We start from the raw sequence: 11,434 nt of genomic DNA on the forward strand, positions 1-11,434 counted from the left end.
TCCCTGTTTTGTATATAGCGTATTTACGGCACGGCCCCCACCAGGAATACGCAATAAAATAATGATGCAGAAGAAGACTTACCCTATTTGCCGATATTATTATGGATCAATTAGTTACGTAGAGGTGGTAAACACTGGGGAGGTTTCAACAGGGTATATCCTGTGCGCACTCGCTGGAGGGAGTAAAGGTTGTGTAACCAGCGGAGAATATCTCTGGATATTCTCCGCTAATATTGGAGAGGTATCAGGCTATTACATCGCGACGTTTCCCCTGAATTTCACGCAGCTTGTTCTCGGCCAGCCGTTCAATTTCTGTTAGCGGCACCCCTTTTGTTTCCGGCACATAACGAGAAATAAAGACATAGCAGACCAAATTAAAGACGACAAAAATCCACATCGAGAAAGCGCCGCCGAAGGTCTCCTGCAGCCAGGCGTTATCATTTATGACCGGGAACAACAGTGAGATGAGGAAGTTGGCTATCCACATCAGGCTCACCGCCAGCCCCATCCCAAAACCTTTTATCTTTTCAGGGAAAACCTCAGAAATCAGTACCCATGCGCCAACGCTCCAGCTGACGGCAAACAGCAGCATAAAAAACAGGATGCCAAAGATGGTAATGTAGCCTGTATCGTGGGTGTACAAACCGTATGACGCGATCAACAGGCCGACAATTGAGCCGATGGTACCAATTTTCATAATCGGTATACGGCCATAGCGGTCGAACAGGATCATGCCGATAAAACTGCCCACCACATTACATACCGCGATAAAAATGGTCTGGAACATAACCACTTCGGTACTGCTGTTCTGCAACACCAGCGGCGCATAATAGTTCATTACGTTAACGCCTGTGAACTGTTGCAAAACGGCGATACAGCATCCAACCAACAGAATATAGCGGAGCACCGGCGAGCTTTTCAGGTTGGTGCGTTCTCCCCCGGCGACGTTGTCCTGTGGACGTACGGTTTCTTTCATGCTGTCAAAAATAGCGGCCACATCTGTGGCCGTTAATCCACTGTAGATCCGGGTAAGCACCTTTATCGAACGAGCTTCGCTGCGGTTGTTACGGGCGCACCATGCCGGTGATTCGGGTAGGAAAAGCGTAATCGCTAACATCGCAATGGAGGGTACCACTTGGGCAAAAAGCATAGTCTTCCAGCCCTGGGAAACCAGCACATCAGCAGGCATTCCTTTTGCTATCAGATAGTTGACTATAAACACGATAACCTGGCCAGATACCACGGAGATATTGTAAATGCCCAGCGCTTTGCCGCGAATTTCAGCAGGCGCCAGTTCAGACATATACATGGTGGATGCCGTTCCGGCCATCCCAACCGCAAAACCACACACAATGCGGGAAAGGGAGAAGATCATGAACGATTCACTCATCGCCGCCCCTAAGGAAGAAGCGATAAAAATGATCGCAATGATCAGAAGCGCAGGTTTACGCCCCAGTTTATCGGCAATTTTTCCACCGACCAGCGCGCCGATGATACAACCAATCACGATACTGGAAACGGCCCATCCGGTCTCGGTTGGCGTCAGTTGGTAATACTGCTGTAAAGGCAATACCACTCCGGTAATCACCGCCGTTGAATAACCAAACATCAATCCAGCCAGCGCCGCAATACAACACAGGACGTACACATAGGCCGAATTGTACTTACTTCTCTGAGACATAATCCCTCCCTTGCCTGTTGAGGAAACAACACACCAATGAAATTTTTCATTTTATTTTTGCATTCATTAGAAGAAAAATTCCATGCAAAAGATCACGAAATGGAGATATTCCAGGAAAGAACAAAAAGTACGGCCCCTGACAAATTGAGTTCAGGCACTGTCACAAAAGCAATAAAATCAAGTAAATTCATCAAGATACAGAAGATCACTGCGCAAAACGCAGCATCTTAACGATAAAAAACGCCAGGATTATGAAATTCGAAATGTGATACCCATAACAAAACATAAGTTTCATTATTGATCGTTTTGAAATTAAAACATAGGTTGTGAAACGAGAGTTCTCAATAGCTATAAGATCGTCGGCAGCGCTACGGCAATGACCGACATAAGATGAATTTGTCTATTTGTTCACTAAATTCAAACAGATAGATGAAGTTTATTCTGGAGATAATCTACCTATGTCCACATCAGATAGTTGTTATAATACGGGTTACATATTACGCATCTGCGCGATTGCCGCACTGGGCGGAATATTATTTGGCTACGATACTGCTGTTATTTCAGGTGCGATTGGTTCACTGACCAGCTACTTTCATCTATCTCCTGCTGAGACCGGCTGGGCGGTTTCCTGCGTTGTGGTGGGGTGCGTTATTGGTTCGTTTAGCGCCGGATATTTATCCAAACGTTTTGGACGCAAGAAATCATTGATGGTTTCAGCGCTGTTATTCACTATTTCCGCAGTGGGCACCTCCCTCTCCTACACGTTCACCCATTTTGTGATTTATCGCATTATCGGTGGACTGGCAGTCGGCCTGGCGGCAACAGTATCACCGATGTATATGTCTGAAGTCTCACCGAAAAACATGCGCGGCAGAGCATTAAGTATGCAGCAGTTCGCTATCGTTTTCGGTCAGATTCTGATCTTCTACGTTAACTACAAAATAGCATCGATTGCAGCGGATACCTGGCTCATTGAACTTGGCTGGCGCTATATGTTTGCTGCGGGTATTATTCCCTGCATTTTGTTCTGTATTTTAGTCTTTTTAATCCCGGAATCTCCCCGCTGGATGATGATGATTGGTCGCGAGGAGGAGACGCTAAAAATACTGACCAAAATATCCAACGAAGAACATGCCAGACATCTTCTTGCCGATATAAAAACCTCACTGCAAAACGACCAACTAAACGCCCATCAAAAACTCAATTACCGCGACGGGAACGTGCGTTTCATCCTGATTCTGGGCTGCATGATCGCTATGCTGCAACAGGTAACAGGGGTTAACGTCATGATGTATTACGCGCCAATCGTCCTGAAGGATGTGACCGGTAGCGCCCAGGAGGCCCTGTTCCAGACAATCTGGATCGGCGTGATTCAGCTTATCGGTTCCATTATTGGCGCAATGATTATGGATAAGATGGGGCGTTTGTCGCTGATGCGTAAAGGCACTATTGGCAGCATCATCGGCTTGTTGCTCACCTCATGGGCGCTGTACAGCCAGGCAACCGGTTATTTCGCGCTATTCGGTATGCTGTTCTTTATGATTTTCTACGCGCTTTCCTGGGGCGTGGGCGCATGGGTGCTTATTTCTGAAATATTCCCTAACCGGATGAGGTCGCAGGGAATGAGTATTTCGGTCGGATTTATGTGGATGGCAAACTTTTTAGTTTCGCAATTCTTCCCGATGATTAATGAAAACCCGTATTTACTTTCGCATTTCCACGGCGCATTTCCAATGTGGATATTCGCCATCTGCTGCATCTTCAGTTACTTCTTTATCTGCCGTTACCTGCCGGAAACAAAAGGCATTTCGCTGGAGAAAATGGAGAGCGTAGTGTTAGCAAAACGCAGGAAAAAACTGCAGCCAATTCAAACCGAACGTTATTCTGATTAAGTTTCACCACAATGCCGATGATCGCTAAATACGATCATCGGCTTGTTTTTTACTCCGTCGCCAGCGCCAGTGAAACCGCTAACGTTTGCGCCAGACACATGGACGCGACCTGAGAACGGAAACCATCGACCTGCGCTTCACGTACCACAAAACAGACTTCACTGAACGCTGCCAGCGGGCTAACCTGGCTATCGGTTATCGCAATATGGTGCGCACCGCGTTTCGCGCCAAGCTCGACTAATTCCACCACTTCCTGCGCGTAAGGCGAGTAGCTGATGGCAATAACGACATCGTCGGGGCTGACCATACTTAGCTGTTCAGAGAACATTCCGCCAATACCGTCAATTAAAAATGCCCGTCTCTCCAGATGACGCAATGCGTAGGTTAAATAACTGGCCACGCTAAACGAACGACGTAATCCAATCACATAAATATTGTCGGCTTTCGCTAACAGATTTACCGCCGCATCCAACTGCTCATTTTTAATCTGCACCGGTAATTGTTGTAATACCTGTGCATTCACCATTGAAAATAGCTTCAGAATTTCACCCGGCTTTTCCGGGGTAGGTTCCCCTTCATCCGCATTTTTCTGTCTGAACAGACGTGCCCGCTCGGTATAGCTTACAGTTTCCTCCATCAGGTGCTGGCGAAATACCTGTTTCATTTCATTAAATCCGCTAAAACCAAACGCATTAGCAAAACGAATCAGTGTCGAAGGGGGAACATCGGCATGTTGCGCGATGGAAGCTACCGTGTCAAAAGCAACGCTATTACTGTTATCCAGAATATACTGAGCAACTTGTTTAAGACGTTTGCTAAGGCTGTCATAGCGACTGCGGATATCATCCTGCAGTAAGGAAAGTTGAGTTTGATGTTTAGACATGCATGATACTCTAATAGAACGAAAATTTCGTAAATAACCATATTAGCACAAATGAACTGAACATACAGTTAACAACATTCAAATTGCGCTGTGGTTACCTTCAGTACAGAATTTGCTGGCGGGCTGGGTTCTGAGCAATCTGAATCTGACCGCATAAATGCGACAGGATCAGCATTGTTATGACTGGACGATGCCCGCAGCCAGGCGGCATCGCAAACGTTGAAAGGCAGAAGATGACGTTTATAAATCACGAAACCTTCATCTGTTATTGCGAACTGGCTCTTTTCGTCCCGCATACGGCAACCGGCGGAACACTCTTAGTGTATTACACTGATTACTTTAAGGATATGCGTCTACTCTTTTTCAATACTGAGCGGCAAATGATTTTTCAGTATTGCTTTAACGTCTCCCGGCGAGCGGAATGCGCTTTCGATGGCAAGATGCCCCATATAAAACAGCCAGCCACAAGGCTGGCTGACCGCATAGTCATTTAATACGCTGTTACGTTCTGAGCTTTTTTCGCCAGCCCATCCAGCAATTTCTGATGGATGCCGCCGAAACCGCCGTTGCTCATCACCAGGATGTGATCGCCAGGCTGTGCGGTTTTCACCACCATTTCCGCCAGCGTATCGACATCTCCACTCCAGTGAGCAGGCTGTACGCAGGCTTCAGCGACTTCCGCCACTTGCCACGGAATATGCGGCGGCTGCAGCAGGAACACTTCATCCGCACGCCCTAACGACGGTGCCAGGTCATCCTTGCATAACCCCATCTTCATCGTGTTAGAACGCGGCTCCAGCACTGCGATAATGCGCGCGGTGCCGCCCACTTTACCGCGCAGCGCCGCCAGCGTGGCCAGAATTGCCGTCGGATGGTGAGCAAAATCGTCATACACCGTCACGCCGTTCGCTTCACCGCGCAGTTCCAGACGGCGGCGGGCGTTAATAAATGACCCCAGCGCGCTGGCCGCTTCTGCGGGCGCGACGCCCACGTGGCGCGCGGCGGCAATCGCCATCAGCCCGTTGTGCATGTTATGTTCGCCGACCAGGCCCCATTTCACATCGCCGACTTTTTCGCCGTCCAGCCACACTTCCCACTCGGAAGCATCCGTAGTCAGCTTCTTCGCCTGCCAGTGTCCCTGCTCGCCCACCAGCTCCTGCTCGCTCCAGCAGCCCAGCGCCATGGTCTGTTTCAGGTTGATGTCGTTTTCCGGCCAGATGATGCGCCCCTGCCCCGGCACGATGCGCACCAGATGGTGGAACTGCTTCTGGATCGCTTTCAGATCGTCGAAGATGTCGGCATGATCAAACTCAAGGTTGTTGAGGATCAGCGTCCGCGGGCAGTAATGCACAAATTTAGAACGTTTATCAAAGAACGCGCAGTCGTACTCATCCGCTTCGATAACAAAGAACGGGCTCTCGCCCAGGCGCGCGGAAACCTCAAAGTTGCCCGGTACGCCGCCAATCACAAAGCCCGGTTTGTACCCGCACGCTTCCAGTATCCAGGTCGCCATGCCTGCGGTCGTGGTTTTGCCGTGGGTACCGGCGACCGCCAGTACCCAGCGGTCGCGCAACACAAAGTCGTGCAGCCACTGTGGACCAGACATAAAGGGAATGTTTTTTTCCAGCACCGCTTCCACGCACGGATTCCCGCGCGTCATCGCATTGCCGATAATCACCAGATCCGGCTGCGGATCAAGCTGGCTGGCGTCATAACCCTGGATCAGATCAATGCCTTGCTTCTCAAGTAAGGTACTCATCGGCGGATACACATTGGCGTCCGAACCCGTTACTTCATGACCAAGCGAGCGAGCCAGCATCGCCAGCCCCCCCATGAAAGTGCCACAAATTCCCAAAATATGAATGCGCATACGTCACTATCCTTTTTTTATCTGCGAGCCATTTTACGCACATGTCTGGCAAGTGAGAAACGCATTTCAGGTAAATCTGTACTTTGCTGGCGCGATTCACCTGAGCGCATCATCTGAAATGTTTGTTAAGATTGTTACGGTCGCTTTACTCCAATCAATTGCAGGGAAAGTGTTATGAAAACGTTAGGTGAATTTATTGTCGAAAAGCAGCACGAGTTCTCTCAGGCTACCGGTGAGCTCACTGCTTTGCTGTCGGCAATAAAATTGGGCGCCAAGATCATCCACCGCGATATCAACAAGGCCGGTCTGGTCGATATCCTGGGTGCCAGCGGTGCTGAGAACGTACAGGGCGAGGTTCAGCAGAAACTCGATCTGTTCGCGAACGAGAAACTGAAAGCTGCACTAAAAGCGCGCGATATTGTAGCGGGCATCGCATCGGAAGAAGAGGACGAAATTGTCGTCTTTGAAGGCTGCGAACACGCGAAATATGTGGTGCTGATGGACCCTCTGGATGGCTCTTCTAACATCGACGTTAACGTCTCTGTCGGTACGATTTTCTCGATTTATCGCCGAGTGACGCCCGTCGGCACGCCGGTTACCGAAGAAGATTTCCTGCAACCCGGCAACAAACAGGTCGCTGCGGGATATGTCGTGTATGGCTCGTCCACCATGCTGGTTTACACTACCGGCTGCGGCGTACACGCTTTCACCTACGATCCGTCGTTGGGCGTGTTCTGTCTGTGCCAGGAACGTATGCGTTTCCCGGAAAAGGGTAAAACCTACTCCATTAACGAAGGCAACTACATTAAATTCCCGAATGGCGTGAAGAAGTACATCAAATTCTGCCAGGAAGAGGATAGTTCAACAAGTCGCCCTTATACCTCACGTTACATTGGCTCTCTGGTGGCCGATTTCCACCGCAACCTGCTGAAAGGCGGCATCTATCTCTACCCCAGCACCGCCAGCCATCCGCAGGGGAAACTGCGTCTGCTGTATGAGTGCAACCCGATGGCGTTCCTCGCGGAACAGGCCGGCGGCAAAGCAAGCGATGGTAAAGAACGTATTCTGGATATCATTCCGGAAAGCCTGCACCAGCGCCGCTCGTTCTTCGTCGGCAACCGCCATATGGTTGACGATGTGGAACGCTTTATCCGCGAATACCCGGACGCGTAATCTTTACCACCATGCGGAATAACGCATGAAGCCGCCATTGGGCAATAAGATGTCCGATGGCGGCGTTGCCTTATCAGACACGTGATTTTTCCGGTTCTTAACCTTTGGCGTTCATGCTCCGCAACGACGCGCCAGATGAGGCGGAAACGAAAACAAGCGAAGACTTTCGGCGTGAGTTGGCTATAATACTCGCCACTTGTTTGTCATAAATTCAAAGGAAACAGACATGAGCTTACTCAACGTCCCGGCGGGTAAAGAACTGCCGGAAGATATCTACGTCGTTATCGAGATCCCGGCTAACGCAGATCCGATCAAATACGAAGTTGACAAAGAGAGCGGCGCGCTGTTCGTTGACCGCTTCATGTCCACCGCGATGTTCTATCCGTGCAACTACGGTTACATCAACCATACCCTGTCTCTGGACGGCGACCCGGTAGACGTTCTGGTCCCGACGCCGTACCCGCTGCAGCCAGGCGCCGTCATCCGTTGCCGTCCGGTTGGCGTACTGAAAATGACCGACGAATCCGGTGAAGATGCGAAACTGGTTGCCGTACCGCACACCAAACTGAGCAAAGAGTATGATCACATTAAAGATGTGAACGATCTGCCGGAACTGCTGAAAGCGCAGATCACTCATTTCTTCGAGCATTATAAAGATCTCGAAAAAGGCAAATGGGTGAAAGTTGACGGTTGGGACAACGCCGAAGCGGCTAAAGCGGAAATCGTTGCCTCCTTCGAGCGCGCAGCGAAGAAATAAGTTCGCTTTTACATAAGCGTCAAGATAAAGGCTCTCATAGTAATGAGGGCCTTTTTATTGGCTAATGAATAGAACACAATTTTTATCATTATTAGTTTAACATTCACGGAATGAATAAGACTTTACCTTATTTTTTATTAAAAAGGGTTGAATACGCTCACATTTTCTCTAAAAAGCTTAAGATAATAATTGTTTTGTGAATGCCCGCAGACTCCTCTGGACTTACGCCCTAAATATTAGCAAGCGCCAAATTCTTATTTAGTGCATAGGCCCGATTACCTTTTTAATAAGGTATCCTAAGCTCTCCCTACCAATAACCGTATTTTTAATCCAACATAACATCCGCTCAAAACACACTTTTTAATATATTTTTAAGGGCTGCCATAATTATTTACTATTTTAAGAGATTATGATGAAAAATGATATATTAATTACCGGTGGACATATCATCGATCCCGCTCGTAATATTAATGAGATTAACAATTTACGCATCATTAACGATATTATCGTTGATGCCGATAAATATCCTGTAACTTCGGAGACCCGGATTATCCATGCCGACGGTATGATCGTCACTCCCGGTCTTATCGATTATCACGCGCATGTTTTTTATGACGCGACGGAAGGCGGCGTCAGGCCTGATATGTACATGCCGCCGAATGGCGTCACCACCGTCGTGGATGCAGGTTCTGCCGGTACGGCAAACTTTGATGCCTTCTACCGAACGGTGATTTGCGCCAGCAAAGTTCGAATCAAAGCGTTTTTGACCGTGTCGCCGCCGGGCCAAACCTGGTCACAAGAAAATTATGATCCTGACAATATTGATGAAAATAAGATCCACGCGCTGTTTCGTCAGTATCGCAACGTTCTTCAGGGATTAAAACTCAAGGTTCAAACTGAGGACATTGCTGAATATGGCTTAAAACCGCTGACTGAATCCCTTCGTATTGCCAACGATTTAAGGTGCCCCGTGGCAATACACTCGACTCATCCCGTCGTTCCCATGAAAGAACTTGTCTCCTTGCTACGCCGCGGCGATATTATCGCTCATGCGTTTCACGGCAAAGGTAGCACCATTCTTACTGATGAAGGCGCTGTCTTAGCCGAAGTCCGTCAGGCAAGAGAAAGAGGCGTTATATTTGATGCCGCCAATGGTCGCAGCCATTTTTCAATGAACACGGCACGCCGGGCCATCGCCAATGGCTTTCTTCCGGATATCATCAGTAGCGATCTCTCAACCATCACTAAACTCGCCTGGCCTGTTTACGCCTTACCATGGATTTTATCGAAATACTTAGCACTCGGCGTCGCGCTTACCGATGTCATTAACGCCTGTACCCATACCCCAGCAGTTTTAATGGGTATGGCAGCAGAAATTGGTACGCTGGCCCCTGGGGCATTTGCCGATATCGCCATCTTTAAATTAAAAAACAGGCATGTTGAATTTGCCGATATTCATGGTGAAACGCTCACGGGGACGCATGTGCTGGTACCACAAATGACCATAAAATCCGGTGAGATATTATTTCGTCAAATTGATTTTGGCGCGCGGCCAAACGGAGTTGAAAAATGACCTCAATGCAAAAATGGCTACGGATCGGCGCGACATTAATGTTCGGCCTTTTTGTTGCTTATCTTGACCGTTCTAATCTTTCCGTTACGTTACCTACGATTACACACGACCTGAATATTGATGGCGCAACGGCCAGCATTGTATTAACCATATTTCTTATTGGCTATGCCTTTTCAAATATTTTTGGCGGCGTATTTACCCAGCGATACGATCCGAAAAAAATAGTCATTCTGATGGTGCTAATCTGGTCGATTGCGACCGTTTTTGTCGGATTTACCTCGTCAGTGTACGTTATTTTGATTTGTCGGCTGGTGCTTGGCATTACCGAAGGCATTTATTGGCCGCAGCAGTCCCGCTTCGCCAGCGACTGGTTTTCAGACAAAGAACGGACGCAGGCGAACAGCATTATCCAGTATTATGGACAGTTCCTGGCATTAGGCCTGGGATTTATGATTTTGTCCCCGCTGGATGCTGCCTTCGGTTGGCGAAATGTTTTTATTATCACTGGTGTGATCGGCATTGTTGTTGTGGTTCCACTTTATATAACAATGCTGAAAAAACAGGAAGAAGCGCCTTATTATCGTGCGCCGGCGCCAACAGAGAAAACTAAACTTACCCTGGAATCGCTGGGCGGAACCCCCTTCCTACTCCTTATTTTTACCTACATCACTCAAGGGATGTTGTTCTGGGGAATTACGTTATGGATCCCCATGGTTGTCAATTCTCTCGGCTATACCGGATTCAGTAAAGCATTGGTCAGTTCTCTGCCTTATCTGACTGCGGTTATACTGGCAATCCCTATCTCATGGATCAGTGATAAGACACAAAAACGTGTACTTATTGCTTCACTGGGCCTACTAATCCCCGGCGTGATGTTATTTCTCCTGCCATTTGTCGATGCGCCGGGCTTTAAAATCACGCTCATTACCCTGGCGATGGGTTATTATGCCGCCAGCTTTACCCCCAACATCTGGTCGATTATCCAGTCGAACGTTAAACCCCATGCGATTGGCCCAGCCTCCGGTATTATTAATGGCATCGGCGCCGGCGGCGGCGGTACGTTGGCAGGCCTTATGGTCGGCTATTTTTACCGGACAACCGGCAGCTATATGCAGGGATTTATGGTTCTCGGATGCATTGTTATCCTGGGCGGCGCGTCATTATTGATCTACGGCAGAATAAGAGCTCACCATGCCCGGCGCTAGCGCCATCAGCCAGAATGTAAAAAAACAACGCCACCCGAGGGTGGCGTGTTCAGTTCAGGGCTGGTTTCTGTCTAACCAGTCACCGCTTTCAATCAGAGTTAACCCATCAACAGGACGTTGATATACATACATCCATGCGCTGCCGTAAGGCGTCTGGATTAACTGGCGTGCGTATTCACCGCCCCTGGTGCGCAAAGCATCAAGTTCGGCCAGCGTGGCGTTATCAATTCGATAAACTTCACCGTATACCGCTCCGTTTCCCGGAACTGCGCCTGGATAGTGGCCCAGACTATACAACTGGTAGTTATCGATACGGTAATCGCCAAGCAATTGGGCATTGGTCATCCAGTGACTGTTGCCTTGTTTCTGTCGTAAACTGCCATAGACAAATATTCGCATT

9 protein-coding genes are annotated in these 11,434 nt (G+C 48.6%); 5 read left to right on the forward strand and 4 right to left on the reverse strand.

From position 1 onward, the window contains the following. Window positions 1–244: 244 nt before the first annotated feature. The gene (gene iolT2, locus ACH0VJ_RS07270) at window positions 245–1,681 is read right to left on the reverse strand and encodes a myo-inositol import MFS transporter IolT2 (RefSeq protein ID WP_000083108.1); all 1,437 of its coding nucleotides are present in this window, start codon (window positions 1,679–1,681) and stop codon (window positions 245–247) included. Window positions 1,682–2,139: 458 nt separating this feature from the next. On the opposite strand from iolT2, the gene iolT1 reads away from it, so the two are divergent. Then, window positions 2,140–3,573 (forward strand): myo-inositol import MFS transporter IolT1, encoded by a 1,434-nt coding sequence (iolT1, locus tag ACH0VJ_RS07275; RefSeq protein WP_000107709.1) that lies wholly within the window; start codon window positions 2,140–2,142, stop codon window positions 3,571–3,573. A gap of 49 nt (window positions 3,574–3,622) precedes the next feature. On the opposite strand, the gene iolR is transcribed toward iolT1, so the two are convergent. Continuing rightward, window positions 3,623–4,456 (reverse strand): myo-inositol utilization transcriptional regulator IolR, encoded by an 834-nt coding sequence (gene iolR, locus ACH0VJ_RS07280; RefSeq protein ID WP_000033840.1) that lies wholly within the window; start codon window positions 4,454–4,456, stop codon window positions 3,623–3,625. 490 nt (window positions 4,457–4,946) lie between these two features. Further along, entirely contained in the window at window positions 4,947–6,326 is a 1,380-nt protein-coding gene (gene mpl, locus ACH0VJ_RS07285; RefSeq protein WP_001219833.1) for a UDP-N-acetylmuramate:L-alanyl-gamma-D-glutamyl-meso-diaminopimelate ligase, read from the reverse strand. A 174-nt stretch (window positions 6,327–6,500) separates the two neighbouring features. Here mpl and fbp point away from each other — a divergent pair, with 174 nt between their 5' ends. The 4 genes from fbp (at window position 6,501) to ACH0VJ_RS07305 (ending at window position 11,034) form a co-directional block, all read left to right on the forward strand. Beyond that, the gene (gene fbp / locus ACH0VJ_RS07290; protein ID WP_000853764.1) at window positions 6,501–7,499 is read left to right on the forward strand and encodes a class 1 fructose-bisphosphatase; all 999 of its coding nucleotides are present in this window, start codon (window positions 6,501–6,503) and stop codon (window positions 7,497–7,499) included. Between the two features lie 226 nt (window positions 7,500–7,725). Then, the gene (gene ppa / locus ACH0VJ_RS07295; RefSeq protein WP_000055079.1) at window positions 7,726–8,256 is read left to right on the forward strand and encodes an inorganic diphosphatase; all 531 of its coding nucleotides are present in this window, start codon (window positions 7,726–7,728) and stop codon (window positions 8,254–8,256) included. Between the two features lie 409 nt (window positions 8,257–8,665). Further along, window positions 8,666–9,829, forward strand: coding sequence for a metallo-dependent hydrolase (locus ACH0VJ_RS07300; RefSeq protein ID WP_000977208.1), 1,164 nt, complete (start codon window positions 8,666–8,668; stop codon window positions 9,827–9,829). After that, window positions 9,826–11,034 carry an MFS transporter gene (locus ACH0VJ_RS07305; protein ID WP_000203131.1) on the forward strand — a complete coding sequence of 403 codons (1,209 nt, stop codon included), beginning with the start codon at window positions 9,826–9,828 and terminating at the stop codon, window positions 11,032–11,034. The genes ACH0VJ_RS07300 and ACH0VJ_RS07305 overlap by 4 nt, the downstream gene beginning before the upstream one ends. A 54-nt stretch (window positions 11,035–11,088) precedes the next feature. Here the strand turns inward: ACH0VJ_RS07305 and ACH0VJ_RS07310 are convergent, their stop codons facing one another. Beyond that, window positions 11,089–11,433 (reverse strand): gamma-glutamylcyclotransferase, encoded by a 345-nt coding sequence (locus ACH0VJ_RS07310; protein WP_001219167.1) that lies wholly within the window; start codon window positions 11,431–11,433, stop codon window positions 11,089–11,091. Window position 11,434: the final 1 nt, after the last annotated feature.

Origin of the sequence: Salmonella sp. 2020_1459 (assembly GCF_043847915.1) — a bacterium.
GTDB lineage: Bacteria > Pseudomonadota > Gammaproteobacteria > Enterobacterales > Enterobacteriaceae > Salmonella > Salmonella enterica.

Coding starts and splice junctions, on each gene's coding strand:
- iolT2 (WP_000083108.1), bottom strand. CDS start 1,681: ATGTCTCAGAGAAGTAAGTACAATTCGGCCTATGTGTACGTCCTGTGT.
- iolT1 (WP_000107709.1), top strand. CDS start 2,140: ATGTCCACATCAGATAGTTGTTATAATACGGGTTACATATTACGCATC.
- iolR (WP_000033840.1), bottom strand. CDS start 4,456: ATGTCTAAACATCAAACTCAACTTTCCTTACTGCAGGATGATATCCGC.
- mpl (WP_001219833.1), bottom strand. CDS start 6,326: ATGCGCATTCATATTTTGGGAATTTGTGGCACTTTCATGGGGGGGCTG.
- fbp (WP_000853764.1), top strand. CDS start 6,501: ATGAAAACGTTAGGTGAATTTATTGTCGAAAAGCAGCACGAGTTCTCT.
- ppa (WP_000055079.1), top strand. CDS start 7,726: ATGAGCTTACTCAACGTCCCGGCGGGTAAAGAACTGCCGGAAGATATC.
- ACH0VJ_RS07300 (WP_000977208.1), top strand. CDS start 8,666: ATGATGAAAAATGATATATTAATTACCGGTGGACATATCATCGATCCC.
- ACH0VJ_RS07305 (WP_000203131.1), top strand. CDS start 9,826: ATGACCTCAATGCAAAAATGGCTACGGATCGGCGCGACATTAATGTTC.
- ACH0VJ_RS07310 (WP_001219167.1), bottom strand. CDS start 11,433: ATGCGAATATTTGTCTATGGCAGTTTACGACAGAAACAAGGCAACAGT.